Here is a 25,499-nt window from a genome sequence, read left to right on the forward strand (position 1 = left end):
GGCCACGGAAACATCGCACCGCGTCAAGCGAGGTCTAAACATGAGTGAGTTCAGGGTCCCCGCTCCGTTCGCTGTCGACGAGTACGACAGCATCATCGCCGCGATCTTCGAGCACGAGCGCGATGATCCCAACTACGTGATCTATCGACGCCAGATCGACGGCGTCTGGATGGATGTCACGTGTGCCGCCGTGGCCGGCCAGATCCGCTCGGCAGCACTGGGCTTGATCGCGTTGGGAGTGCAGGCTGGGGATCGAGTGGTCCTCTTCTCGGCCACCCGCTACGAGTGGCCGATCCTCGATTACGCAATTCTGTCTGTCGGCGCGGTCACCGTACCGATCTACGAGACGTCGTCGGCGGAGCAGGTGCGCTGGGTGCTGCAGGACTCGGAGGCGGTGGTGGCGTTCGCGGAATCCGATGCGCACGCGGCGATGGTCAACGAGCTCGCCGGCGACCTGCCGGCCCTGCGCCATGTGCTGCAGATCACCGGCTCCGATACCGAGGCACTCGACCGGCTTGCAAAGGCGGGCGCGGTGATAGACCCGGCCGAGCTGACCGCTCGGGTCGAGGCGCTACGCAGCTCGGACGCCGCGACGCTGATCTACACCTCGGGCACCACCGGGCGACCGAAGGGTTGCCAGCTGAGCCATTCCAACCTGGTCTACCAAACTCGGGGCGCCAAGGCTTACCACCCGACGCTGCTGCGCACGGGTGAGAAGCTGCTGATTTTCTTGCCACTGGCCCACGTGTTTGCCCGGGCGATTAGCATGGCCGCCTTCCAAAACAAAGTCACTGTGGGATTCACCAGCGACATCAAGAATCTGCTCGCGCTGTTGGCGGTGTTCAAGCCGACGTCGGTGGTGTCGGTGCCGCGGGTGTTCGAAAAGGTATACAACACCGCCGAGCAGAACGCCGCCAACGACGGCAAGGGCGCCATTTTCAAGATCGCCGCACAGACCGCGGTCGACTGGAGCCAGGCGCAAGACGACGGCAATCCGGGATTGTTGTTGCGCGCAAAGCATGCGGTGTTCGACCGGTTGGTCTACCGCAAGCTGCGCGGGGCGCTGGGCGGCGAGTGCCGCGCAGCTGTCTCGGCCGGGGCGCCGCTGGGTAAGCGGCTCGGTCACTTCTACCGTGGCGCCGGACTGACGGTCTACGAGGGCTACGGCCTGACCGAGACCAGTGGCGGCATCGCCATCAGCCCGTTCGCCGATGTGAAGATCGGTACCGTCGGAAGGCTGTTGCCCGGCAACAGTTTGCGCATCGCCGACGATGGTGAACTGCTGGTGCGCGGCGGCGTGGTGTTCACCGGCTACTGGCGCAATGAGCAAGCGACCGCCGAGGCATTCACCGACGGCTGGTTCCGGACGGGCGATCTCGGTGCGGTCGATGAGGACGGCTTCTTGACCATCACTGGGCGTAAGAAGGAGCTCATTGTCACCGCGGGCGGTAAGAACGTCGCCCCCGCGGTGCTGGAGGATCAGCTGCGGGCGCACCCGCTCATCAGCCAGGCAATGGTGGTCGGGGACAACAAGCCGTTCATCGGTGCGCTCATCACCATTGACCCCGAGGCGTTCGACGGCTGGAAGCAGCGCAACAGCAAGACGACTAGCGCCTCGGTGAGCGAGCTGGCCACCGATCCCGACCTGGTCGCCGAGGTGGACGCCGCCGTCAAGCACGCCAACCTGCAGGTATCGCATGCTGAGTCGATCCGCAAGTTCCGCATTCTGCCCGTCGACTTCACCGAGAACACCGGCGAGCTGACCCCGACGATGAAGGTCAAGCGCAACGTGGTGGCCGAGAAGTTCGCCTCCGACATCGAGGCGATCTACAACAAGGACTAGCCCCGAGCAGACGCAGAATCGCCCTGGAACCCTCGGTCCAGGGCGATTCTGCGTCTGCTCGCCACACTTAGCCGCGCAGCAGGTCCGCCAGCCGAGCGGCTAGCTTGTCCCAGCGCCACTGGGCCGTCACCCATTCCCGCCCGGCGGCCCCCATCGCGGCGGCCCGGTCCCGATCGTTGAGCAACTCGCTGACCGCGTCGGCGACCTTGTCCACCGAGTTACCGTCGATGACTAGCCCAGTCCTGTTGTGCTGCACCGTTTCTGGGGCTCCACCGGATTGGCCGGCGATCACCGGTACGCCGGTGGCCGAGGCCTCGAGAAACACGATGCCCAAGCCCTCGACGTCCATTCCGGCACCCCGAGTGCGGCATGGCATCGCAAACACGTCGGCCAGCGCATGGTGAGCGGGTAGCTCATCGCCCCGCACGCCGCCGGTGAACGTCACATGATCGGCCACCTCGCAGTCTTGTGACAGCTTGCGCAGCGTCTCCAGGTACGGACCACCCCCGACGATCACCAGCGCGGCCCCATCGACGCGCTGCCGGATCAAGGGCAGCGCCTTGATCAGCATGTCCTGGCCTTTGCGGGGCACCAGTCGCGACACGCACACCACCGTGGGTCGTTCGCCCAGCCGGTAGCGCTCCCTCAGCTCGGCGCGGGCGGCCGGATCGGGACGGAACCGGTCGCTGTCGACCCCGGGAGGCAGGTATTCCAGCGTCGCCGCGGGACCGAAGGCAGCCGCGAACCGGGACCGCGTATAGCGGCTGACGAAGGTCACTGTGTCGGTGCCGTCGCCGATGCGGCGCAGCACCGATCTTGCAACGGGAAGCATCGACCAGCCCACTTCGTGGCCGTGTGTGCTGGCCAGTACCCGGCTCGCTCCAGCCTGCCGGGCGCGTGGCGCAAGCAGAGCCAGCGGTGCGGCCGCGCCGAACCAGACGGTGTCAATGTCGTGCTCGGTGATCAGGCCACGCATCCGGGTGTCGACTGTGGGTACGGGCAGCATCAGCGTGCTGGGATGTCGCACCACCTGGTAGCCCGCCTTGTCCGCTGCGGCGTCAAAAGCCTCGGCGCCCTTCCACTTTGGCGCATACACCGTCACGGCATGCGATCCGGCTTCGGAACCGGATTGGACTAGGCGAGCGACGAACTCCCCCAGGTAGGACTGGATACCACCACGCCGGGGTGGAAAATCGTTCGTTACCAGCAGGACCCGGCTCACTGCGACAGGCTAGCCGGTCTCCCTCCCGCGAGCAGACGCAAAATCGCCCAGAACCGCGGCGTGTCGGGTGATTTTGCGTCTGCTCGCGGGAGATGTCCTCAGCTCGCGGGAGATGTCCTATCCGGTCAGCCAATGGTTCCAGCGCACCAGCAGGCCAGCCGCATCTGTGCCGAGCACATCGCGGAGGGCGGTCGCGAGCTCGGAGTGTCCGACACCGCATGCGGAGAGATAGAAGGCGCGCAATGTCGCCGTGCCGTAGCTATCCGCGACGAAGCGGGCAAACCACCACGCTCGGTCATATGCCTGCGAGCGCTGCGGCCCGGGTGTGTTTAGGTCGGTGTCCGACGGCAGCGATGGCGCCGCTTCGGCGGGCGGTGCGGTGTTCGGGCGGGCTACGAAATCGGCTACCCCCTCGGTCACCCATTGAGGTGCGTCAAGGGCGCTGTCGGCTCGTGCCGCATAGTGAAAAAGCTCGTGCGCCAACACTATTCGCAGGGCGTCATCACTCATGTTGTCCGCGCCCGGCGCGAACACGATCCGTTGGCCGACCGAGACCCGTCGGGCAGGATCGACGCTGTCGGCGACGGCAACCGCCGCGATGTCGGCCCATTGCGATGCCGGGCCTCCGCCAACGGCGACAAGAAACTGTTCACGCGATCCCGCGGCCACCACCGAGATCTCGTGTGGCCAGTCGGCTCCCCAGAAGGCCACTACCTTGTCAATCGCGGCACCGATGTTCGCAGCGACGCGAGACAGTAGCCGCTCGGCGCCCGAACCGCCGACGCTAACTAACCGGACGGCGCGATCGCCGACGACCAGCGTCTGCGTAGTGTCTATAGGTCGAGTGGGCACCGGTTGTCCGGGTACCACCACCGCCGCAGTCAGCTCAGCTACAAATACGCACGTCAGCAGTGCCCGAGCCCAGCGGCGTCGCCGGCCGAGCCGGTGGAGCCGCCCAGCGGGGCTATCAGTAGCGGCGAGCGTCGTAGATCGGGCCGGACGAGTCCATCGGCACCACTCGCACCGGCTGGCCGTAGGTAGAGGAATGGACCATGAGGCCGTCGCCAATGTAGATGCCGGCGTGCGACGCGTCGGAATAGAAGGTCAGCACATCGCCCGGCTGCAGGTCCGATAGCGCCACCGGTTGACCACCGTGGGCCAGCGCCTGGCTGGAGTGTGGCAGCGCGATGCCGGCCTGCTGAAACGCCCACATCACCAATCCGGAGCAGTCGAACCCGCCCGGTGCGGCGCCGCCCCACGCGTAGGGCGAACCGACTTGCGTCAACGCAGCCTGCACGACGACCGCACGGTCGCCGCCACCACCTGGTGGCACGAACGGGAATCCGGGCACCATTCCGCTGGGCGGCGGGGCCTCGCCGGGCACCGCGGCCGCTGCCGATACGCCGGGCGCCAACGCCTCGGGAGCCGGCCCGGGAGCACCCGGAAGACCCGCCGGGACCTGACCCGGATCGGCGAGCGCGTCGCGCTGTCCAGGGGTCAACGCTTGGTATTGCGACTTCACGACAGCGATCTGTACCTGCAGCTGACTTTGCTTGTGCTGCAGACTCGCCCGAACCGCGGCGGCTTGTTCGGCCGCGGACTTGGCATCGGCCGCCGACTTGGCAGACGCTTGCTCAGCCTTGGCGGCCTGCTCTCCAGCAGCCCGGAAACTTGCCATCTGCGAAGACATTTGATGCGCCATTACCCGCTGCACCGTGAGTCCGTCGATCAGCAGCTGCGGCGACTCCGCCGTCAGGATGGCGTCCATGCCGTCGGTGCGGCCACCCATGTATGTGGCGGCAGCGATCTTGTTAACCGCGGTCTGGAATGTGGCCAAACGTGCTTTGGCGGCATCGGCTGCGGCCTGATCATCCGCATGCTTTTTTTCCGCAGCCTGCTGGGCAGCCAGCTTGGCGTTCAGGTCGAGCTGTGCGCTGTGCATCGCCTCGGTGGTCTGTTCGGCCTGCCGGGACAGCTCGTTGAGTTTGGCTAGCGCGTCGTCGGCAGGATCGGCCGTCGCATTAAAGGCATTCACGACTAGGACGCCGGACAACACGGTGAAGCTCGCTAATGAACCGATGGCCGATCGCTTGATGACGCGCACGATCGAACGCCTACAGTCGAGCTTCAAAATTTGCTTCCTTAAACGGCCATCGACGCGTTGACGTCGAGCTGGTTTAGGTCTCAAACAGGTTACGAAACGATATCAGCGTTTGTCCAAAGGGGCAGATTAAGAAAATAGACAGATTTCTATCGTTTTCTTGTGGACAACCGTGCTTCTGCTATGGCAATTCCGACGCATGATCACGCAGAGACCTTACGCGACACCAGATCCGTGATTGCGGCGGACCGGCACCAGCCGCAACCTTGGGGCCAATCCCACATCGGCGAGCACCTCCAGCGCCGCGCGTTCGTCATGCGATAACGATTCCGGAACCCCCAGCAGCACGCTCACCACACAATCGCGACAAGCGGGCCCACGCACCGCGCAATCGTCACAGTCGATGATCACGGGCGCGCCTGCCCCCGGCGCTGCGTTGCTCTCCGGTCCGCTTCCTAGTGTCATCTGTGTGAGTCCCTCTCGTTCGTAGTCGGTCGGCTGGGCCGAACGCTAGCGACGGGCACCGACATCTATCCGTGGTCGGAAGTCGGGGCGGCGTGGGAACCGACGGGTGTCGGTGCGCACGCTTAACGTCGCCGCCATGGGTGTGACCGGTGGGACTCAGCTGAGTTTGCCCGGGCTCAACCCAGACGAAGATGTCTCGTTACGCGAGACGACCTTTGTCGTGGTCGACTTGGAGACCACCGGCGGACGCACGATGGGCACCGCGGGAGCGCCCCCAGACGCCATTACCGAGATCGGTGCCGTCAAGGTCCGCGGCGGCGCCGTCCTCGGCGAATTCGCCACCCTGGTAGACCCACAGCGCAGCATCCCGCCCCAAATCGTGCAGTTGACCGGCATCACCACCGCGATGGTGTGTGACGCCCCCGCCATCGACGCCATCCTGCCAATGTTTCTCGAATTCGCCGGTGGCGCAGTGCTGGTAGCCCACAACGCCGGGTTTGACATCGGATTCCTGCGCGCCGCCGCGCAGCGGTGCGACATCGCCTGGCCGCGACCGCGGGTACTGTGCACGGTCCGACTGGCGCGGCGAGTGCTCAGCCGAGAGGAGGCCCCCAGCGTGCGACTGGCCGCCTTGGCGCAGCTGTTCGCCATCGCTAACCAGCCCACGCACCGCGCCCTCGACGATGCGCGTGCCACCGTCGACGTGTTGCACGCGCTCATCGAGCGGGTAGGCAACCAGGGCGTCCACACCTATGCCGACCTACGCTCGTATCTGCCTGACGTGACCCCGGCTCAGCGTCGCAAGCGGGTCCTCGCCGACGGCCTGCCACACCGGCCGGGGGTCTACGTGTTCCGCGGACCGTCGGGCGAGGTGCTCTACGTGGGCACCGCGGTTGACCTGCGACGACGCGTCAGCCAGTACTTCAACGGCACCGATCCGCGCAGCCGGATGAAGGAGATGGTCACGTTGGCTAGCGCGATCGACCATGTCGAGTGCGCGCATTCGCTGGAGGCCGGTGTCCGTGAATTGCGGATGCTGGCTGCGCATGCCCCGCCGTATAACCGCCGGTCGCGCTTCCCACACCGGTGGTGGTGGGTGGTGCTCACCGATGAAGCGTTCCCGCGCCTGGCGGTGGTCCGTTCTCCGCGGCACGACAGCGTGGTCGGCCCATTTCGGTCCCGCACCGACGCCGCCGACACGGCAGCCCTGCTGGCTCGATTCACCGGGGTCCGAACCTGCACCAAACGCCTGGCGCGATCAGCCTTGCACGGTCCGTCCTGCCCAGAGCTCGAAGTGTCGCCCTGCCCGGCCAACCGCGACGTCACCGCTGCGCAGTACACCGCGGCGACGCAGCGCGCAGCGGCCCTGATCGACGGACGCGACAACAGCCCGCTGGCCGCGGCCGTCCAGCAGGTCGCCGCGCTCGCCGAACGCCGTCACTATGAAAGCGCCGCGCGACTGCGTGATCGCCTCGCCACCGCCATCGAAGCGCTGTGGCGTGGCCAGCGACTGCGCGCGCTGGCCAGCGTGGGCGAGCTGATCGCCGCCAAGCCGGACGGCCCCAAGGGCGGCTGGCAACTCGCCGTGATCCGCCATGGTCAACTCGCCGCGGCCGGTTGCGCCCGACGCGGAGTGCCGCCGATGCCGGTGGTCGACGCCGTTGCGGCTGGCGCCCAAACGATCCTGGCGGCGCCGGCCCCGCTCGGCGGGGCACTGGTCGAAGAGACCGCGGTCATCACGCGCTGGCTGACGGCGCCGGGGGTGCGCATCGTTCGGGTTTCTGAGGGTGGGTGGGTGTCACCGCTGGGGTCAGCGGGGCCATGGGCGGCGTGGGCGGCGTTAGCGCGTTCGGCGCGACTGGCCGGTGAGCAAGCGGAGTTAGACCTGCTGGCTGAACCGCACCCATCGCGCGAGCAGCTGTTCGGCCGCACCGCTGTCGATCGCGGCGCTGGCCCGCCGCAACCCGTCTTCCCACGCCGGCAGCCATTCGGCGCGGCTGGATAACCCGGCGTGCGCGACGATCGCTCCCGCGGCATTGAGCACCACGGCATCTCGAACCGGTCCCGTCACGCCGCCCAGCACCGCGCGCGCTTGGGCCGCGTTGGCCTGCGCGTCGCCTCCGCGCAGGTCGTCAAGGTCGGCGCGGGCAAACCCGAATCCGGCGGGGTCAAAGGTCAGCTTGTCCACGGTCCCGGCTTGCACTCGCCAGATGGTGCTCGTGGTGGTGGTGGTCAACTCGTCGAGCCCGTCGTCACCGTGTACGACCAGCACGCTGGACCGGCGTGCAGCGAACACCCCGGCCATCACCTCGGCGAGGTCGGCAAAAGCGCAGCCGATCAATCCCGCCCGGGGCTGAGCCGGATTGGTAAGCGGCCCAAGGAGATTGAACACCGTAGGCACCCCAATCTCACGGCGCACCACGGACGCGTGCCGGTAGGACGGATGAAACTGCGGCGCGAAGCAGAACCCGATTCCTACCTCTGCGAGGCTGCGCGCAACCTGGTCGGGGCCCAGGTCGATGCGCACTCCGAGCGCCTCGAGCGTGTCTGCGCCACCGGACAACGAAGACGCCGCTCGGTTGCCGTGTTTGACCACCGGAACACCCGCGGACGCCACCACGATCGCCGCCATGGTGGACAGGTTGACCGTGTTGAACCCGTCGCCGCCGGTGCCGACGATGTCGACGGTGTCCCCGATATCCCTAAGGATCGCGTCGATAGGCATCGAGCGGGCGTGACTGAGCATGACGCCGGCTAGTTCGCCGACTTCGTCTGCGGTGGGAACCTTCATCTTCAGAGCCACGGCAAAGGCGGCGATCTGGGCCGGTCGCGCGCTGCCGGTCATGATTTGGTCCATCGCCCAGGCGGCCTGGCCGCGCGCCAAATCCTGCCCGTCCGTCAATCGACCAAGCACCTGCGGCCAGGACGGCGCCGACGCGGCTGCGGGACGGGGAGACCCCCCAGGAGCGGAAGTCTCAGATGACGGAGCCACGCGCCGATGGTCCCACGACAGGACCCGCGGGAACGAATTTCTGACCCGGGTAGAGTTCAACAACTACAAAGCGTCATACTTGCGGATGTGACGAGTGCTGTAGGGACCTCTGGTACTGCCATCACGGCGCGCGTGCATTCGCTGAATCGGCCCAACATGGTCAGTGTTGGCACCATAGTGTGGCTATCCAGCGAGCTGATGTTCTTTGCTGGGTTGTTCGCGTTCTACTTCACAGCGCGAGCGCAGGCCGGCGGGAACTGGCCGCCGCCTCCGACGGAGCTGAATCTGTATCAGGCCGTGCCGGTGACGCTGGTCTTGATCGCCTCGTCGTTCACCTGCCAGATGGGCGTGTTCGCGGCCGAACGCGGCGATGTCTTCGGGCTACGGCGCTGGTATGTGATCACGTTCCTGATGGGCCTGTTCTTCATCCTCGGCCAGGGCTACGAGTACATCAACCTGACCACTCACGGCACCACGATCCCCGGCAGCGCATACGGCAGCGTGTTCTATCTCGCCACCGGCTTCCACGGGTTACACGTCACCGGCGGTCTGATCGCCTTCATTTTCCTGCTGCTCCGCACCACGATGAGCAAATTCACCCCGGCACAGGCCACCGCCAGCATCGTCGTCTCCTACTACTGGCATTTCGTCGACATCGTGTGGATCGCACTGTTCACCGTGATCTATTTCATCCGATGAAAGCCAGCGGCGCCCGAACAAACCCGAACAGGACCCAAACAGGAATTGACAGGAGTGCTCAGTTGAAACTGAGGTTCACCCGATCCGGTGGGAGTGACCGCAATTCTCGGGTTCGACGGCGCCTACGCCGTCGGTTGTCGGGCGGGCTGCTGCTGCTGATCGCGCTAACCATTGCCGGCGGGCTGGCGGCCGTGCTGACCCCCACCCCGCAGGTGGCCGTCGCCGACGAGTCTTCCTCAGCGCTGCTGCGCACCGGCAAACAACTCTTCGACACCTCATGCGTGTCCTGCCACGGGGCAAATCTGCAGGGCGTGCCCGATCACGGGCCAAGCCTGATCGGTGTCGGCGAGGCCGCCGTCTACTTCCAGGTGTCGACCGGCCGGATGCCGGCCATGCGCGGTGAGGCTCAGGCGGCGCGCAAGGACCCGATCTTCGACGAGGCACAGACCGACGCCATCGGCGCCTACGTGCAAGCCAACGGTGGAGGCCCCACGGTGGTGCGCAACCCCGACGGCAGCATTGCGATGCAATCGCTGCGCGGCAACGACCTCGGTCGCGGTGGCGATCTATTCCGCCTCAACTGTGCCTCGTGCCACAACTTCACCGGCAAGGGCGGAGCGTTGTCCTCTGGAAAGTTCGCCCCCGACCTGGGCCCGGCCAATGAGCAGCAAATCCTCACCGCGATGCTGACCGGCCCGCAGAACATGCCGAAGTTTTCCGACCGCCAACTCTCCTTTGAATCGAAGAAAGACATCATCGCCTACGTGCGGACCGTCGCCGAGGAACGCTCGCCGGGTGGCTATGGCCTCGGGGGATTCGGGCCGGCACCCGAAGGCATGGCGATGTGGATCATCGGGATGGTCGCGGCCATTGGGCTAGCACTGTGGATTGGGGCTCGCTCATGAGCCGCGCCGGCGACGATATGGCGCGCAGCGACAAAATCGGCGAAGGGGAGCGGCGCGTAGTGAGCGAAGTCGACCGCATCGAAGGCACCGACAAAGGCGCGGCCCGTGAGCCCGACGAGGCGGCGCTTGCCGCGATGTCGCAACAGGAACTGCTTGATCTGGGCGGAAAACTGGACGGTGTCCAGATTGCCTATAAGGAAACTCGCTGGCCGGTCGAGGGCACTAAGGCCGAGAAGCGCGCCGAGCGCGGGGTGGCCATGTGGCTTTTGCTCGGCGGTGGATTCGGGCTCGCGCTGCTGCTGGTTTTCCTGTTCTGGCCATGGGAGTACAAGCCCAGCGGCGACGCGGGCAGCTTCCTGTATTCCCTCGCCACCCCGATGTACGGCCTGACCTTCGGGCTGTCCATTCTGTCGATCGCCATCGGCGCGGTGCTGTTCCAGAAACGGTTTATCCCCGAAGAGATCACGATCCAGGACCGACACGACGGCGCTTCTCGCGAGATCGACCGCAAGACCGTGGTGGCCAACCTGACCGACGCGCTCGAGGGCTCGACGATCCGACGCCGCAAGCTGGTCGGGCTGTCTCTGGGCATGGGTCTGGGAGCGTTCGGCCTCGGCACTTTGGTGGCATTTGCTGGCGGCATGATCAAGAACCCGTGGAAGCCGGTCGTCCAGACCGCCGAGGGCAAGAAGGCTGTGCTGTGGACGTCGGGGTGGACCCCACGCTACAAGGGCGAGACCATCTATTTGGCGCGGGCCACCGGCGCGCACGGCGGACCACCTTTCATCAAGATGCGCCCCGAGGATGTCGACGCTGGCGGGATGGAGACGGTCTTCCCCTGGCGGGAGTCCGACGGCGACGGCACCACGGTGGAATCACATGAAAAGCTCACCGCGATCTCGTTGGGCATCCGCAATCCGGTGATGCTTATCCGTATCAAGCCCACCGACATCGGCCGGGTGGTCAAACGCCAGGGCCAGGAGAGCTTCAACTATGGCGAGTTCTTCGCCTTCACCAAGGTCTGCTCGCATTTGGGTTGCCCCTCATCGCTGTACGAGCAGCAGTCTTACCGGATCCTGTGCCCTTGTCACCAGTCGCAGTTCGACGCGTTGCACTTCGCCAAACCGATATTTGGCCCGGCGGCCCGCGCGTTGGCGCAGCTGCCTATCACGATCGACGCAAACGGGTATTTCGTCGCCAACGGTGACTTCATCGAGCCCGTCGGACCAGCATTTTGGGAGCGCACAACAACATGAGTCCAAAATTCAGTCCTCCAAAAATCGGTGACGTCCTGGCTCGCCAAGGCGAGGACATCGATACGCGGTATCACCCGTCGGCAGCGTTACGCCGCCAGCTCAACAAGGTCTTCCCGACACACTGGTCGTTCCTGCTCGGCGAGATCGCGCTGTACAGCTTCATCGTGCTGCTGATCACCGGCGTGTACTTGACGCTGTTCTTTGATCCCTCGATGGTTGACGTCACGTACAACGGCGTCTACCAACCGCTGCGCGGCGTCGAGATGTCGCGCGCCTACCAGTCGGCGCTGGAGATCTCCTTCGAAGTCCGAGGTGGCCTGTTCGTCCGCCAGATCCATCACTGGGCCGCCTTGATGTTCTCCGCGGCGATCATGGTGCACCTGGCGCGCATCTTCTTCACTGGAGCATTCCGGCGGCCCCGTGAGGCCAACTGGATCATCGGTTCGCTGCTGCTGATCCTGTCCATGTTCGAGGGCTACTTCGGCTACTCGCTACCCGACGACTTGCTGTCCGGCATCGGTCTGCGGGCCGCGCTGTCGTCAATCACGTTGGGCATGCCAGTTATTGGGACCTGGCTGCATTGGTTGCTGTTCGGTGGCGACTTCCCCGGCACCATCCTGATTCCCCGGCTATACGCACTTCACATCCTGCTGCTGCCGGGGATCATCCTGGCGCTGATCGGGCTGCATCTGGCGTTGGTGTGGTTCCAGAAGCACACCCAGTTCCCCGGCCCGGGACGCACCGAACACAACGTGATTGGTGTGCGGGTGATGCCGGTCTTCGCGTTCAAGTCCGGCGCGTTTTTCGCGGCCATCGTCGGCGTGCTGGGTCTGATGGGCGGCCTGTTGCAGATCAATCCCATCTGGAACCTGGGTCCCTACAAGCCATCTCAGGTGTCGGCGGGTTCGCAGCCCGACTTCTACATGATGTGGACGGAGGGCCTCGCTCGTATCTGGCCGCCGTGGGAGTTCTACTTCTGGCATCACACCATTCCCGCCCCGGTGTGGGTCGCCCTGATCATGGGCCTGGTTTTCACCCTGCTGATCATCTACCCCTTCCTGGAGAAGCGGTTCACCGGCGACTACGCGCACCACAACCTGCTGCAGCGGCCACGTGACGTTCCGGTGCGCACCGCGGTCGGCGCCATGGCGATCAGCTTCTACATGGTGCTGACCCTCGCGGCGATGAACGACATCATCGCGTTGAAGTTCCACATCTCGCTGAACGCGACGACGTGGATCGGGCGTATCGGCATGGTGGTACTTCCGCCGTTCGTCTACTTCATCACCTATCGGTGGTGCATCGGGCTGCAGCGCAGTGACCGTTCGGTGCTCGAGCATGGCGTCGAGACCGGCATCATCAAGCGGTTGCCGCACGGCGCGTACATCGAGCTGCACCAGCCGCTCGGACCGGTTGACGATCATGGGCACCCGATACCGCTGGAGTACCAAGGTGCACCATTGCCCAAGCGGATGAACAAGTTGGGCTCGGCGGGATCGCCGGGTAGGGGCAGCTTCCTATTCGCCGATCCGGCATCGGAGGATGCGGCGCTGCGCGAGGCGGGGCATGCCGCGGAACAACGTGCCCTGACCGCACTGCGTGAACATCAGGAAAGCATCGTCGAGTCAAACGGCGAACACGGCTAGCACCGCTCGCCCGCTGAGGTGAGCTGACGGAGCTGACGGAGCTGACGGAGCTGACGGAGCTGACGGCGGGAGCATCGCCCTGCACCGAAATCCCGCTCTGGGCTCACCGTGGAAGCCCCAAATTGCACACTCGAGGGCAACGGGCTCATTGCCGAGCCACGACACGGCGCAGTTGCCGTACGTGTACCCACTCAATCGCCGGCATCCCCGCGGTGACAACGCCGGCCAACCCGTAGCAGATCCACGACGGACCGTCATGACCGACGGCCATCAGGTAGGTCGCCGCCGCGGCTGCGGTCAGTGCAACGCCGATGGTGCCCGTCAGCGCGACCGTCCCACGCAACCAGACCCGATCCACGGCCGTCCCGGACCACTCGCCAGCGGTCCCGGCCGCTTTGACCGCCCCCGCGCGAGCCGGCTCCGCCACCGTGCGCGCTCCGGCGCGGCCCGGCCTCACGGGTTGCCGTCCCGCCCCACTCCCCTGCAGCGCTCTCGAACGAACGACCGGCTCGTCCTGGACCGTGCGGCGAGCCCGCAGCAACACCGGGATTGCTCCCGCAATGATCAGCGCGGAGACGATGATGACGGCGTACAACACCCATGTGGTGTGCGGCGCCATCTTGTGGAAGCCCCGGCCCAGATCCGCCAGTGCGACGGCGGCGGCAACGCTGACCCCTATGAGCACCAGCCAGATAGCGGCGCAGGCCCCAACCAGAATGCGGTCGACAACGTCTGGCGACACGACCGGATCAGGCCCCCGCCGGTATGCGGAATACCTACCGACCATCAGCAGCTCGTCTGCGGTGCGTCGTTGGTGTTCGATGACAACACCGTTCCGTCACTTGTCGTAATGGAGCAGTTGAGTCTGCTCACCCGGAAGAGGCTTGACGCCTCGACCGAGCCCACGTCGGAATTCGAGATCGGTGTGACGGTCATCGACCAGGGGATGTACACGTTGTGCTGGGTTCGTCGCCGACCGGAGGCGTCGACATAGGTGATCGAGATGATGTCGCCGGGCGCCTTGGTACCGGTCACCGAATAAGTGACCTGTCGCGGACCCGCCGGCGTCGTGGTCGTGATGGGTGGCGGCGCCGCGGCTGCGCTCGTCGTCGCCGGCGGCGGTGTGGTGGTGGTCGCGGCGGGCGGTGGCGTGGACGGGGGCGGTGGCGGTGGCGGAGGCGTTACGGTCACGGTCTGCGTCTCCGTCGCGGTCGGAATCTCGGTGGTGGGTGGGGGTGGTGGGGGTGGCGAAGATGGCGGGGGCGGCGGCTTGGTGGTGGTGATTTCGTCCTGCAGCGGCGGCACGGACGTGGTGGTGCCGGGTGTCGCGAGCTTGTTGGAGCCAGTGTGCGTGACGAGCAGCGACACCGATACCACGAGCGATATGGCGGCCAGGATGGCCGCGACGCCCACCACCCAGGGCCAACGCGGGGCCGCGCTCTCGGCATCCTCGTCGGAGTCGTCATAGCTGTCGTAGTCGTAGAGGCTCAGATCGACGGGCACATACCGGGCGCTGACAAATTGCTCGGACTCCGGCGCCGAATACGCACGCGAATACGCATCGGTCTCCCCGGTTTGGTCTCGGAGCTCTACTTCGCCGCTCTCGCCGACGGAGCCCAGCTCGGCGGCGGTGTCACTGCTGGGTTCGAGCTCGGCGCTGGGCTCATCACCGGAGACGGGACCGTCAGGTTCCCGCCCGGGGGGATTCGGCCCGCTCATGTTCGCCTACCCTGTCCAACTCCCTCATCAGCGCTGCACCTATGGACGCGCGCCGGACAAATTCTCGTGTGCCTCGCAAACCCTACCCAATCGGGCCGGCCAGAGGCGTCTTGGCAAACTGGCCACTGATCAACTGATGCCCTGATTGTGACCTTCCCGGATCCGATCAGTGTTTCTCGGGGCCAACGTAGTACTCGAAGACCAGTCCGGCCGCCGAGGCAAGGATGAACGTCACGCCCGCAACGATCAACCACGGCAGCCACAACGCGATTCCGACTGCCGCGACCGAACCCGAGAGCGCGACCATGATCGGCCACCAGCTGTGCGGGCTAAAGAATCCCAACTCCCCTGCGCCGTCACTGATCTCGGCGCCTTCGTAGTCCTCGGGCCGGGTATCGAGACGGCGCGCCACAAACCGGAAGAAGGTGGCGACGATCAAGGCCAAGCCGCCCGTGAGCGCAAGCGCGGTAGTGCCGGCCCACTCGACGCCACCGGTGGCGAACAGCGATGTCAGCACACCGTATAGCACCGTCGTCAAGACGAAGAATGCGGCGACGAACTCAAACAGCCTGGCTTCGATATGCATTGAGTGTCCTAACCTACTGGCTGGGGGGCCAATTCACCGCGGCGGGTATCGAACGGGTGGGTGGTCACCGCAAGAGGTGCCTGGTTGATTGCCAACAGGGCCTCGGCGTTGTTCTTTCCTTCGATCCGTTGCTGCAAGTACGCCTTGAAGTCGTTGGGGGCTACCACCCGAACCTCGAAGTTCATCATGGAGTGGTATGTGCCGCAGAACTCGGCGCAATGGCCGACAAACGCCCCGGTCTTGGTGATCTCCTCGATCTGCCAAACGTTGACCGAGTTGTTCGCTTGCGGGTGGGGCATCACGTCTCGTTTGAACAAGAATTCCGGTACCCAGAAGGTGTGCACGACGTCGGCCGAAGCCATCTGGAATTCGATGCTTTTGCCAGCGGGCAACACCAGGACGGGAATCTCGGTGCTGGTCCCCAGGGTTTCGACCTTGTCAAAATTCAGGTAGGTGCGGTCCTCGGTGTTGAGCCCGCGCACCGGGCCCACCAGCTCCTCACCATGCTTGTCCTTGCCCTCCGGCTTGGACTGCATGGCCTGTTTGCGCACCGGGTCGGCGCCCTCGTAGGTCAGGGTGCCGTCCTTGAAATTCACCCGCTGGTAGCCGAACTTCCAGTTCCATTGGAACGACGTGATGTCGATCACGACCTCGGGGTCCTTGGCTATGTGCAGCATCTTCTCCTGCACCACGACCGTGAAGTAGAAGAGCACCGAGATGATCAGGAACGGCACGACGGTGAGCACTAGCTCCAGCGGCATGTTGTAGCCGAACTGGCGGGGCAACTCGGTGTCGGTTTCCTTCTTCCGGTGGAACACAGCGGACCAGAAGATAAGGCCCCACACGATGACACCGACGACCAGGGACGCAATCACCGCCCCGATCCACAGTTCCCTGTTGAGGTGGCCCTCGTGGGTGATGCCTTCCGGCCAACCCAGTGCCAGCGCTTCCTGCCAGCTACATCCGCTCAGGGTGACGGCCAGCGTGCCCAGCGTCGCGGCCAGCGCGAGCACCCGAAGACGACGGGACACACCCCGGCTCGCACCGCCGACACGACTTGGCTCGCTAGGTGTCACGTTGGCGCCTCCTATATCACAAGCTGTGCCGACTGATGGCCGCGCGCTTCCCGCGGCAACCGTCGGCGAACTCGGATGTCGAATACTACGCAGCGTAGACCACGTGCCTCGACCGGGCGACTGCCTGGTCACCGCGACCCGCCGGATGCGACATCCCTCGGCGTCGCGACGTGGGGCATACTGAGGCGCCGTGTGTGGACTGCTGGCTTTCGTCGCCGCCCCGACGGGCCGTGGCGGCCCTGACGCTGCCGCGGCCCACGCCGCCGAGTCCGACAGCGCGATAGCCCGCGCGTCACACTTGATGCGCCATCGCGGCCCGGATGAACCGGGCACCTGGGTCGACCCACACGCCGACGGTTCCGTCGTCTTCGGGTTCAACCGGTTGTCCATCATCGACATCGCTCATTCGCATCAACCGCTGCGATGGGGGCCCCCGGAGGCGCCGGACCGCTACGTGCTGGTGTTCAACGGCGAGATCTACAACTACCTGGAGTTGCGCGACGAACTAGCGACCCGCCACGGCGCCATTTTCGCCACCGAGGGCGACGGCGAGGCGATCGTCGCCGGTTACCACCACTGGGGCACCGACGTGTTGAGGCGGCTGCGCGGCATGTTCGCGTTCGCGCTGTGGGACACCGTCACCCGCGAATTGTTCTGTGCCCGCGACCCGTTCGGCATCAAGCCGCTGTTCATGGCGACCGGCGCCCGCGGCACTGGGGTGGCCAGCGAGAAAAAATGCCTGCTGGACCTCGTGGACTTGATCGGATTCGACCGCGAGATGGACCACCGGGCGCTGCAGCACTACATCGTGCTGCAGTACGTGCCGGAGCCCGAGACGCTGCATCGCGGGGTTCGCCGACTGCAATCGGGCTGCTATGCGCGGATCCGGCCCGGGTCGGCGCCCGAGATCACCCGTTACTTCGCGCCGCGCTTCGCCGCGACGCCGATCACCACCGATACCGAACAGGCCCGCTATGACGAGATCACGGCGGTGCTGGAGGATTCGGTGGCCAAGCACATGCGCGCCGACGTCACCGTTGGCGCGTTTCTGTCCGGAGGCATCGACTCCACGGCCATCGCGGCCCTGGCCATCCGGCACAACCCGAGACTGATCACGTTCACCACCGGCTTCGAGCGCGAGGGTTTCTCCGAGATCGACGTCGCGGTGGCCTCGGCCGAGGCTATCGGAGCGCGCCATATCGCCAAGGTGGTCAGTGCAGACGAGTTTGTGGCCGCGTTGCCCGAGATCGTCTGGTATCTCGACGAGCCGGTCGCCGACCCTGCGCTGGTGCCGCTGTTTTTCGTCGCCCGCGAGGCCCGAAAGCACGTCAAGGTGGTGCTGTCCGGTGAAGGCGCAGACGAGCTGTTCGGCGGCTACACGATCTACCGCGAACCGCTGTCGCTGAAGCCCTTTGACTACCTACCGCGGCCACTGCGACGGTCGATGGGAAAGGTGTCCAAGCCGTTGCCGGAGGGCATGCGCGGCAAGAGCCTGCTACACCGCGGATCGCTGACCCTCGAGGAGCGCTACTACGGCAATGCCCGCAGCTTCTCCGACGCCCAGCTTCGTGACGTCCTGCCCGGCTTCCGGTCCGACTGGACCCACACCGATGTGACGGCGCCGATATATGCCGAATCGGCCGGCTGGGATCCGGTCGCGCGGATGCAGCACATCGACTTGTTCACCTGGCTGCGCGGCGACATCCTGGTCAAGGCTGACAAGATGACGATGGCCAATTCGCTCGAGCTGCGGGTACCGTTCCTGGATTCCGAGGTGTTCGCCGTGGCCTCGCGGTTACCGCTGCAAGCCAAGATCACCCGCACCACCACCAAGTACGCGCTGCGGCGCGCGCTGGAGCCCATTGTGCCGGCGCATGTGCTGCACCGGCCCAAGCTGGGCTTCCCGGTCCCGATCCGGCATTGGTTGCGCGCGGGCGAGTTGCTGGACTGGGCGTATTCGACGGTTGACTCGTCGCAGGCGGGCCACCTGGTGGATCTCGCCGCGGTGCGCCGCATGCTCGACGAGCACCGGACCGGCGGCAGCGATCACAGCCGGCGACTGTGGACGGTGCTGATATTCATGCTGTGGCACGCAATCTTCGTCGAGCACACTGTGGTACCGCAGATCAGCGAGCCCGAGTACCCGGTCCAGTTATGACGGCCAGCAGACGTAAAAGCTCCCGAAAACCGCGGTTTTCGGGAGCTTTTACGTCTGCTCGGCCGGGTTAGGCGAGCACCGCGGCGATCTCGGCGGCGGCGTCGTCGCCGTAAGCACCCGCTAACCGGGTGGCCGCAACCTCTCGGTCCCACACCCACTCTTGGGTTCCGGTCGACTCCAGCACCAACACCGCGACCAGCGAACCCAGCTGCGCCGAACGCTCCAGACTCAAACCGGCGCTGCGCCCGGTCAGGAAACCAGCGCGGAACGCGTCGCCGACGCCGGTGGGATCGGTCTGACTTGTCTCGGGCACCACACCGACGTGGATGGTAGTGCCGTCGCGTTCTACCACATCGACTCCCTTCGCACCCAGCGTGGTCACGCGCAGTCCGATCTGGGACATCACATCGGCCTCGGACCAGCCGGTCTTGGACAGCAGCAGATCCCATTCGTAGTCATTGGTGAACAAGATGCCGGCGCCGTCAATGAGCTTGCGAATCTCCTCACCAGACAGCCTGGCCAACTGCTGGGAAGGGTCGGCGGCAAACGCCAAGCCCAGCTTGCGGCACTCCTCGGTGTGCACGATCATGGCGGCCGGGTCGTTGGCCCCGATGATCACCCACTCGGGCGTACCGATGGACGACACCACCTCGGCGAGCGAGATGTCGCGGGCCTCTGACATGGCGCCCGGGTAGAACGATGCGATCTGGGCCATCTCGGTGTCGGTGGTGCAGACGAAACGGGCAGTGTGCGCAGTCCGGGAAATCAGCACGTGGTCGCAGTTGACGCGATGCCTTTGCAGCCAGTCGCGATAGTCGGCGAAGTCGGCGCCGGCCGCACCGATCAACACGGGGTCACCGCCGAGCACGCCGATGGCGAAGGCGATATTTCCGGCCACCCCACCGCGGTGCACCACCAAGTCGTCGACCAGGAAACTAAGCGACACCTTGTGCAGGTGTTCGGCGAGCAGCTGCTCGGAAAAGCGGCCTGGAAACCGCATGAGGTGGTCGGTCGCAATGGAACCGGTTACCGCGATCGTCACAAAAATTCCGCCCTTCATTCTCTAGGTCGTCTAGCTTCTCACGGATCTCATCCTGACGACCAACGCTGGCGTCGCATTCACAGGTCGTCGGCAGCTATTGCGCTAGCCTGCCTAGAGAGCTCACCTGGTTGCCGGAATTCCCTGATGAAGCGGCAACCGCTAGTCGTCCGCTACTAGCTTCAGACACCAGCGTAGGAGAACAGCGATGGCCGGTCCGCATTCGCCGAACCCTGCCGTCGGCGCCGACGGACCACACCCGTACCCCGGGACCGGGCCCGAAAAGCCCCCGACCTTCGACTTTCCCGACCATCCCGGCGGCACCGAACCATCCGTCCCACCCACGCAGGCGAGTGCCCCGGCGCCTCAGTCAACCGGCTATCCCGGCCCCATGTCACCACCCGTGCCCTATCCGAAGCGCCAGCCCAGGCGGCTACTCATCGGCACCCTGCTCGCCATCGTCCTGGTAGCGGGCCTTACCGCGGCAATCGTGTACGGGGTCCGCACCAACGGGGCCAACACCGGAGGGACATTTTCGGAGGGATCGGCCAAGACGGCGATACAGGGGTATTTGAACGCGCTAGTGCACAAAGACATCGACACCATCGTCCGCAATGCGCTGTGCGGCATCTACGACGGCGTGAAGGACAAGCGCTCCGATCAAGCTCTGGCCAAGCTAAGCAGCGACGCGTTTCGCAAGCAGTTCTCGGAGGTCGATGTGACCTCGATCGACAAGATCGTGTACTGGTCGCCATACCAGGCTCAGGTGCTCTTCACCATGCGGGTGACGCCCGCCACCGGTGGCCCGCCGCGGGGCCAAGTGCAAGGCGTCGCACAGTTGCTCTTCCAGCGCGGCCAGATCTTGGTGTGTTCCTACGTGCTGCGCACCGCAGGACAGTACTAACCGGGCCGGGACGACACGCCCCGGCCCGGCCCCGTCCAACACAAGCTAAGTGGTCAGTTGAAGGAATCCCCGCACGCACACGAGCCGGTGGCGTTGGGGTTGTCGATGGTGAAGCCCTGCTTTTCGATCGTGTCGACGAAATCGATCGACGCACCATCCACATAGGGGGCGCTCATCCGGTCCACCGTCAATGTCACACCGCTGAACTCCGCGGTCAGGTCTCCGTCCAGCGTGCGATCGTCGAAGAAGAGGTTGTAGCGCAGCCCCGCGCAGCCGCCGGGCTGAACAGCGATCCGCAGCGCTAAATCGTCACGTCCCTCCTGATCCAGCAGGGCCTTCGCCTTGGTGGCAGCGGCCTCGGTCAGGATCACGCCGTGGGTCTTGGCGCTCGAGTCGTTCTGCACCGTCATTGCTTCTCCTACATGCCTCAGTGTTGTATGGCCCCGCCAAACTGGAGTCGAATCCGGTTTGGGATCTGCTCCTGGGGAAAATCCACTGTGATCAACGGTACCCTGCACCGCCGCGATTCCCGAGTCGTGCGGCAACCTCAGATGCCAATCCCATGAGCTGATTGGCGGCGTCAGCCAGCGCCAACCCCACTGAACCCGCGTAATCGGCGATCGACAAGGCCGACATGATGCCTGACGAGCGCGCCGCGGATTTATCCAGAACCACCTGCCCGGCTAGAACAATCACCGGAATTCCCAGTGGGCGGGCCGCAGCCGCGATCTCGCCGACCACCTTTCCGTGCAGCGACTGCTCGTCGAACTTGCCCTCCCCTGTGACGATCAACTCCGCATCGGCGAGGTCGTCGGCAAGGTGGGTATGTTCGGCGATGATCGCCGCACCGGATTCGCACCGGCCGCCCAGTGCAAGCAGCCCCGCCCCGATACCGCCGGCGGCACCGGCACCCGGCTCGGCGCTCACGGCCCGCCCAGCCGCGGCGTCCAGTTCCACCGCCCATGCCCCAAGGCGAGCTTCCAGCGCTGCGACGGTAGCGGCATCGGCGCCCTTCTGCGGCGCAAACACCCTGGCCGCGCCCCAGGGCCCTACGAGCGGGTATTCGACGTCCGAGGCGGCGATCAGCTCGACTTCGGCCAACTGGCGGCGGGCAGCATCGAGGCCGCCGAGCTCCGCAATCATCCCGCGTCCGCCGTCGGTGCAAGCGGTCCCTCCCAGACCAACGACGATTCGCACCGCCCCGGCCCGCAATGCAGCGGCGATGAGCTGTCCTACTCCCCCGCTATGCGCCGCCAATGCGGTCTCGGGCGACGGCGGGCCGCCCAGCAACGACAGGCCGCACGCTTGTGCGCATTCCAGGTACGCCGTGGCCGACGCCGGATCGAACACCCACTCGGCGTCCACCATGGTGTCCAGCGGGCCGGACACCTGCAGCCGCCGCGACTCGCCCAGTCGGCTGCGCAGCACCTCGACGAAGCCGGGGCCGCCGTCGGATTGAGGGGCGACGATGAACGTATCGCCTGGCCGTGACCGGGTCCAGCCGGTTGCTATGACGGCGGCCGCCTCGACCGCGGATAGGCTGTCGCCGTAGCAATCCGGGGCCACCAGCACCCGCATCGCAGGCAGCTGAAGCCGGCCGGGCGCGAGGCCATCGGCAGCGGCATCCGAGGCGTGCGGGCCGTCCATTACACGCAGCCTAGGGCCAACACGCATGCTGGCGTTGCGTAACCGCCGGCATAGTTCCGGCGAGCCGCTGCCCGCGAAGTAACCTGGCCACTGTGAAGCTGCTGGGCCGCAAGAAGGGTCATGAAGAAGGCGCCGACGCGCCAACCGCACGCGACACTGCCGGCTCCGGGCCGGCCGCAGATGCCGCGTCAGGAGTGGCTCAAGGGGCGCGGAAGACTGGGCCAAAGGGTCGGCCCACACCCAAGCGCAGCGAGGCCAGGCGCAACACCAGGAAGGGTCCGGTCGTACCGGCGCCAATGACTGCCTCCGAGGCGCGAGCGCGGCGCAAGACGCTGGCCGGCCCCAAACTCAGCCGCGAGGAACGCCGCGCTGAAAAGGCCGCGAGCCGGGCCCGGATGACGGAACGCCGGGAACGCATGATGGCCGGTGAAGAGGCCTACCTGCTCCCGCGCGACCAGGGCCCGGTAAAGCGTTATGTCCGCGACGTGGTGGATGCCCGGCGCAATGTGCTCGGCCTGTTCATGCCGTCGGCACTGGCGTTGCTGTTCGTCATGTTCGCCGTCCCGCAGCTGCAGTTCTACATGTCGCCCGCGATGCTGGTGCTCATGGCCGTGATGACGATCGACGGGATCATTTTGGGCCGCAAAGTTGGCAAGCTGGTGGATGCGAAGTTTCCGGATAACACCGAAAGCCATTGGAAGCTAGGCATATACGCCGCGGGCCGGGCGTCGCAGATGCGCCGCATGCGGGCGCCGCGCCCCCAAGTCGAACGCGGCGCCAATGTCGGCTAAGAATCGCCGGAAAGCCGTCTGACCGCTGTGCGCACCCTGGTACTCGGAGGCATCAGATCGGGCAAGTCGCAATGGGCGGAGGAAGCCATCGCCGCATCACTGGCACCCGGCGAGCCGGTCCGCTATCTGGCCCCCGGGCGATGCGCCCAGGCCGACCCGGAGTGGGCGCAACGGATCGCCAAGCACCGGAACCGTCGTCCCGGACACTGGTCGACCGTCGAAACCGATGACATCATCACCCAGCTACGGCAATCACCGGACATCCCGACGCTGGTCGACGATCTGGGCGCATGGCTGACTAGCACGCTCGAACGCCACCACGCCTGGGAAGACGGGTCAGTTGCGGCGCCCGTCCGGGACATGCTCGCCACGGTTGACGCGTTCCGGTCGACGCTGGTGCTGGTCAGCCCCGAGGTGGGGCTGACGCTCGTGCCGGCGACCGCATCCGGGCGCCGGTTCGCCGACGAGCTGGGCAGCCTGAACCAGCGGGTTGCTGCCCTATGCGACCGGGTGGTGCTGGTGGTGGCCGGGCAGGCCGTACCGATCAAGCCGTCGGCAACATGATCGGATTCGCGCCAGTGTCGCCCCCCGATGCGAGCGCCGCAGCGGCCGCCCGCGCCCGCCAGGACACCCTGACCAAACCGCGCGGCGCGCTGGGCCGCCTCGAGGATCTGTCGGTCTGGGTGGCGTCCTGCCAGGATCGATGTCCGCCGCGGCAGTTCGAGCGGGCCCGGGTGGTGGTGTTCGCCGGTGATCATGGTGTCGCCCGGTCCGGGGTGTCGGCGTACCCGCCGGAAGTGACCGCCCAGATGGTCGCCACCATCGACGGCGGTGGTGCGGCGATCAACGCGCTGGCCGACATCGCGGGCGCAACTGTCCGGGTGGCCGACCTGGCAGTGGATGCCGACCCGTTGACCGCGCAGATTGGCGCGCACAAGGTGCGCCGCGGCAGTGGGGACATCGCTACCGAGGACGCGTTGACCGATGACGAGACCGCCGCAGCGATCGCGGCTGGCCAGCAGATCGCCGACGAAGAGGTCGACGCTGGCGCCGACCTGCTGATCGCCGGCGACATGGGGATCGGAAACACCACCGCGGCCGCGGTTCTGGTGGCGGCGCTGACGGAGGCGGAGCCGGTCGCCGTCGTGGGGTTCGGCACCGGCATCGATGACGCCGGCTGGGCCCGCAAGACGGCCGCGGTGCGCGATGCCTTGTTTCGGGTGCGGCCACTGCTGCCCGACCCGGTCGCATTGCTGCGCTGCTGCGGCGGTGCGGACTTGGCGGCGATGGCGGGCTTCTGCGCGCAGGCCGCGGTGCGGCGTACCCCGCTGGTGCTCGACGGCATGGCGGTGACGGCCGCGGCGCTGGTCGCCGAGCGCTTGGCGCCCGGCGCCCGGTTGTGGTGGCAAGCCGGTCACCGCTCCACCGAACCGGGTCATGGTCTGGCCCTGGCGGCTTTGCAGTTGGACCCGATCCTGGACCTGCGCATGCGCCTGGGCGAGGGAACCGGTGCGACGGTCGCAGTCTCGGTACTGCGCGCTGCGGTGGCGTCGCTGTCATCGATGACCACCTTTTCAGAAGCCGGCGTCTCGACCCCGTCCGCATCGTGATGCGTTCGCTGGCAACAGCTTTCGCCTTCGCAACGGTGGTTCCGGTGCCCGGCTCCGGCGCCACTGGCATGGGACGCGGCGCCATGACCGCGCTGCCCGTGGTCGGTGCCGTGCTGGGTGTGCTGGCCGCGACCGTCACCTGGGCCGGTGCGCTCGCGTTCGGCCCGTCGAGTCCACTAAGCGGCATGCTCACCGTGGCGGTGCTGCTGGGCGCCACCCGCGGCATCCACATCGACGGTGTTGCCGATACCGCCGACGGTCTGGGTTGCTACGGGCCACCACAGCGCGCGCTTGCGGTGATGCGCGACGGGTCGACCGGTCCGTTCGGGGTGGCGGCGGTTGTCTTGGTCATCCTGTTGCAGGGACTGGCCTTCTCGATAGTCGGCGGGGTGGGAATCGCCGTGGCCGTCTTCGCCGGCCGGGTCACCGCGGTGCTGGCCTGTCGCCGGTCGGTGCCGGTGGCCGACGGCAGCGGACTGGGCGCCCGCGTCGCGGGCACCCAGTCCGCCCCGGTGGTGGCGGCCTGGCTCGCGGTGCTGCTCGCGGTTTCGCTGGCGGCCGGTCCACGGCTATGGCAGGGACCAATCGCGGTGCTGGTAGCGGTTTTCTGCGGCGCGGTTCTGGTCGCGCATTGTGTGCGCCGCTTCGGAGGCATTACCGGCGACGTGCTGGGTGCCGCGATTGAGTTGACCACGACAGTGAATTTAATATTGTTGGCGGCACTGGCCCGCGTTTAGCTTTCGGCTATTGCCGGCTAATTTTGCTTGTCCCCCAATCGGGGGACAAGCAATTCCACCGATGGTTTCCAATCGGAGGATTGTTTGCCCCGCTCAGCAGCCT

At 66.0% G+C, this 25,499-nt stretch carries 23 protein-coding genes and 1 pseudogene; 12 read left to right on the plus strand and 12 right to left on the minus strand.

All coding sequences use genetic code 11. The features are described from left to right. Positions 1-40: 40 nt before the first annotated feature. Positions 41-1,843, plus strand: coding sequence for an AMP-dependent synthetase/ligase (locus AADZ78_RS16520; protein ID WP_204800687.1), 1,803 nt, complete (start codon positions 41-43; stop codon positions 1,841-1,843). A 67-nt stretch (positions 1,844-1,910) separates the two neighbouring features. On the opposite strand, the gene pimB is transcribed toward AADZ78_RS16520, so the two are convergent. The 4 genes from pimB to AADZ78_RS16540 form a co-directional block, all read right to left on the minus strand. Next, the gene (gene pimB / locus AADZ78_RS16525; RefSeq protein WP_085250768.1) at positions 1,911-3,065 is read right to left on the minus strand and encodes a GDP-mannose-dependent alpha-(1-6)-phosphatidylinositol monomannoside mannosyltransferase; all 1,155 of its coding nucleotides are present in this window, start codon (positions 3,063-3,065) and stop codon (positions 1,911-1,913) included. 117 nt (positions 3,066-3,182) lie between these two features. Further along, positions 3,183-3,977 carry an eCIS core domain-containing protein gene (locus AADZ78_RS16530; RefSeq protein ID WP_085250777.1) on the minus strand — a complete coding sequence of 265 codons (795 nt, stop codon included), beginning with the start codon at positions 3,975-3,977 and terminating at the stop codon, positions 3,183-3,185. A gap of 55 nt (positions 3,978-4,032) precedes the next feature. After that, positions 4,033-5,196 carry a peptidoglycan hydrolase RipC gene (ripC, locus tag AADZ78_RS16535; protein ID WP_085250769.1) on the minus strand — a complete coding sequence of 388 codons (1,164 nt, stop codon included), beginning with the start codon at positions 5,194-5,196 and terminating at the stop codon, positions 4,033-4,035. A gap of 186 nt (positions 5,197-5,382) precedes the next feature. After that, complete coding sequence (locus AADZ78_RS16540) at positions 5,383-5,631, minus strand: hypothetical protein (RefSeq protein ID WP_085250770.1); 249 nt, start codon at positions 5,629-5,631, stop codon at positions 5,383-5,385. 136 nt (positions 5,632-5,767) lie between these two features. Between AADZ78_RS16540 and AADZ78_RS16545 the strand changes: the two are divergent. Next, a pseudogene (locus AADZ78_RS16545) lies at positions 5,768-7,573 on the plus strand (DEDD exonuclease domain-containing protein); the annotation flags it as partial. Here AADZ78_RS16545 and trpD read toward each other — a convergent pair. Beyond that, the gene (gene trpD, locus AADZ78_RS16550; RefSeq protein WP_239655126.1) at positions 7,511-8,623 is read right to left on the minus strand and encodes an anthranilate phosphoribosyltransferase; all 1,113 of its coding nucleotides are present in this window, start codon (positions 8,621-8,623) and stop codon (positions 7,511-7,513) included. The pseudogene AADZ78_RS16545 and the gene trpD sit on opposite strands and share 63 nt — an antisense overlap. 87 nt (positions 8,624-8,710) lie before the next feature. Between trpD and AADZ78_RS16555 the strand changes: the two genes are divergently transcribed. The 4 genes from AADZ78_RS16555 to AADZ78_RS16570 all read left to right on the plus strand — a co-directional run bounded on the left by AADZ78_RS16555 (position 8,711) and on the right by AADZ78_RS16570 (position 13,129). Beyond that, positions 8,711-9,322, plus strand: coding sequence for a cytochrome c oxidase subunit 3 (locus AADZ78_RS16555; protein ID WP_085250773.1), 612 nt, complete (start codon positions 8,711-8,713; stop codon positions 9,320-9,322). 68 nt (positions 9,323-9,390) lie between these two features. After that, on the plus strand, positions 9,391-10,227 hold the full coding sequence (locus tag AADZ78_RS16560) for a cytochrome c (protein ID WP_239655335.1): 837 nt from the start codon (positions 9,391-9,393) through the stop codon (positions 10,225-10,227). A gap of 59 nt (positions 10,228-10,286) precedes the next feature. Further along, positions 10,287-11,483: a ubiquinol-cytochrome c reductase iron-sulfur subunit gene (locus tag AADZ78_RS16565; protein WP_264033366.1), complete on the plus strand. Its 1,197-nt coding sequence runs from the start codon at positions 10,287-10,289 to the stop codon at positions 11,481-11,483. Beyond that, positions 11,480-13,129 carry a cytochrome b gene (locus AADZ78_RS16570; RefSeq protein ID WP_085250775.1) on the plus strand — a complete coding sequence of 550 codons (1,650 nt, stop codon included), beginning with the start codon at positions 11,480-11,482 and terminating at the stop codon, positions 13,127-13,129. The genes AADZ78_RS16565 and AADZ78_RS16570 overlap by 4 nt, the downstream gene beginning before the upstream one ends. A 145-nt stretch (positions 13,130-13,274) precedes the next feature. On the opposite strand, the gene AADZ78_RS16575 is transcribed toward AADZ78_RS16570, so the two are convergent. From AADZ78_RS16575 to AADZ78_RS16590, 4 genes are all read right to left on the minus strand, one after another. Further along, positions 13,275-13,916 (minus strand): DUF2561 family protein, encoded by a 642-nt coding sequence (locus AADZ78_RS16575; RefSeq protein WP_085250776.1) that lies wholly within the window; start codon positions 13,914-13,916, stop codon positions 13,275-13,277. Continuing rightward, positions 13,916-14,848 carry an MmpS family transport accessory protein gene (locus AADZ78_RS16580; RefSeq protein WP_204800686.1) on the minus strand — a complete coding sequence of 311 codons (933 nt, stop codon included), beginning with the start codon at positions 14,846-14,848 and terminating at the stop codon, positions 13,916-13,918. Before AADZ78_RS16580 ends, AADZ78_RS16575 begins: the two co-directional genes overlap by 1 nt. Before the next feature lie 166 nt (positions 14,849-15,014). Next, entirely contained in the window at positions 15,015-15,434 is a 420-nt protein-coding gene (locus tag AADZ78_RS16585; protein WP_085253500.1) for a cytochrome c oxidase subunit 4, read from the minus strand. Positions 15,435-15,442: 8 nt separating this feature from the next. Continuing rightward, positions 15,443-16,510, minus strand: coding sequence for a cytochrome c oxidase subunit II (locus AADZ78_RS16590; protein WP_085253499.1), 1,068 nt, complete (start codon positions 16,508-16,510; stop codon positions 15,443-15,445). 190 nt (positions 16,511-16,700) lie between these two features. Between AADZ78_RS16590 and asnB the strand changes: the two genes are divergently transcribed. Continuing rightward, positions 16,701-18,668: an asparagine synthase (glutamine-hydrolyzing) gene (asnB, locus tag AADZ78_RS16595; RefSeq protein WP_085253498.1), complete on the plus strand. Its 1,968-nt coding sequence runs from the start codon at positions 16,701-16,703 to the stop codon at positions 18,666-18,668. 67 nt (positions 18,669-18,735) lie between these two features. Here the strand turns inward: asnB and AADZ78_RS16600 are convergent, their stop codons facing one another. Beyond that, complete coding sequence (locus AADZ78_RS16600; protein WP_085253504.1) at positions 18,736-19,710, minus strand: carbohydrate kinase family protein; 975 nt, start codon at positions 19,708-19,710, stop codon at positions 18,736-18,738. Between the two features lie 205 nt (positions 19,711-19,915). Between AADZ78_RS16600 and AADZ78_RS16605 the strand changes: the two genes are divergently transcribed. Further along, the gene (locus AADZ78_RS16605; RefSeq protein WP_085253497.1) at positions 19,916-20,611 is read left to right on the plus strand and encodes a hypothetical protein; all 696 of its coding nucleotides are present in this window, start codon (positions 19,916-19,918) and stop codon (positions 20,609-20,611) included. A 53-nt stretch (positions 20,612-20,664) separates the two neighbouring features. Here AADZ78_RS16605 and AADZ78_RS16610 read toward each other — a convergent pair whose 3' ends face one another. Both AADZ78_RS16610 and AADZ78_RS16615 read right to left on the minus strand, forming a co-directional pair. Further along, positions 20,665-21,021 (minus strand): HesB/IscA family protein, encoded by a 357-nt coding sequence (locus tag AADZ78_RS16610; protein ID WP_085253496.1) that lies wholly within the window; start codon positions 21,019-21,021, stop codon positions 20,665-20,667. A 91-nt stretch (positions 21,022-21,112) separates the two neighbouring features. Further along, positions 21,113-22,189, minus strand: a complete 1,077-nt coding sequence (locus AADZ78_RS16615) for a glycerate kinase (protein WP_139829103.1) — start codon at positions 22,187-22,189, stop codon at positions 21,113-21,115. Between the two features lie 161 nt (positions 22,190-22,350). On the opposite strand from AADZ78_RS16615, the gene AADZ78_RS16620 reads away from it, so the two are divergent. Genes AADZ78_RS16620 through AADZ78_RS16635 form a run of 4 tightly spaced genes read left to right on the plus strand, consistent with a single transcriptional unit; the run spans position 22,351 to position 25,396 of the window. Further along, a complete protein-coding gene (locus tag AADZ78_RS16620; RefSeq protein WP_085253494.1) occupies positions 22,351-23,049 on the plus strand; it encodes a DUF3043 domain-containing protein in 699 nt (232 codons plus the stop codon). A gap of 27 nt (positions 23,050-23,076) precedes the next feature. Continuing rightward, a complete protein-coding gene (locus tag AADZ78_RS16625) occupies positions 23,077-23,613 on the plus strand; it encodes a bifunctional adenosylcobinamide kinase/adenosylcobinamide-phosphate guanylyltransferase (RefSeq protein ID WP_085253493.1) in 537 nt (178 codons plus the stop codon). Beyond that, positions 23,610-24,659, plus strand: coding sequence for a nicotinate-nucleotide--dimethylbenzimidazole phosphoribosyltransferase (gene cobT, locus AADZ78_RS16630; protein WP_085253492.1), 1,050 nt, complete (start codon positions 23,610-23,612; stop codon positions 24,657-24,659). The genes AADZ78_RS16625 and cobT overlap by 4 nt, the downstream gene beginning before the upstream one ends. After that, complete coding sequence (locus AADZ78_RS16635) at positions 24,656-25,396, plus strand: adenosylcobinamide-GDP ribazoletransferase (protein WP_085253491.1); 741 nt, start codon at positions 24,656-24,658, stop codon at positions 25,394-25,396. Before cobT ends, AADZ78_RS16635 begins: the two co-directional genes overlap by 4 nt. The last annotated feature ends 103 nt before the right edge of the window (positions 25,397-25,499 follow it).

The organism is Mycobacterium riyadhense, assembly GCF_963853645.1.
Taxonomy (GTDB): Bacteria; Actinomycetota; Actinomycetes; order Mycobacteriales; family Mycobacteriaceae; genus Mycobacterium; species Mycobacterium riyadhense.

Coding starts and splice junctions, on each gene's coding strand:
- AADZ78_RS16520 (WP_204800687.1), top strand. CDS start 41: ATGAGTGAGTTCAGGGTCCCCGCTCCGTTCGCTGTCGACGAGTACGAC.
- AADZ78_RS16540 (WP_085250770.1), bottom strand. CDS start 5,631: ATGACACTAGGAAGCGGACCGGAGAGCAACGCAGCGCCGGGGGCAGGC.
- AADZ78_RS16570 (WP_085250775.1), top strand. CDS start 11,480: ATGAGTCCAAAATTCAGTCCTCCAAAAATCGGTGACGTCCTGGCTCGC.
- AADZ78_RS16575 (WP_085250776.1), bottom strand. CDS start 13,916: ATGGTCGGTAGGTATTCCGCATACCGGCGGGGGCCTGATCCGGTCGTG.
- AADZ78_RS16580 (WP_204800686.1), bottom strand. CDS start 14,848: ATGAGCGGGCCGAATCCCCCCGGGCGGGAACCTGACGGTCCCGTCTCC.
- AADZ78_RS16585 (WP_085253500.1), bottom strand. CDS start 15,434: ATGCATATCGAAGCCAGGCTGTTTGAGTTCGTCGCCGCATTCTTCGTC.
- AADZ78_RS16605 (WP_085253497.1), top strand. CDS start 19,916: ATGGCCGGTCCGCATTCGCCGAACCCTGCCGTCGGCGCCGACGGACCA.
- AADZ78_RS16610 (WP_085253496.1), bottom strand. CDS start 21,021: ATGACGGTGCAGAACGACTCGAGCGCCAAGACCCACGGCGTGATCCTG.
- AADZ78_RS16615 (WP_139829103.1), bottom strand. CDS start 22,189: ATGCGGGTGCTGGTGGCCCCGGATTGCTACGGCGACAGCCTATCCGCG.
- cobT (WP_085253492.1), top strand. CDS start 23,610: ATGATCGGATTCGCGCCAGTGTCGCCCCCCGATGCGAGCGCCGCAGCG.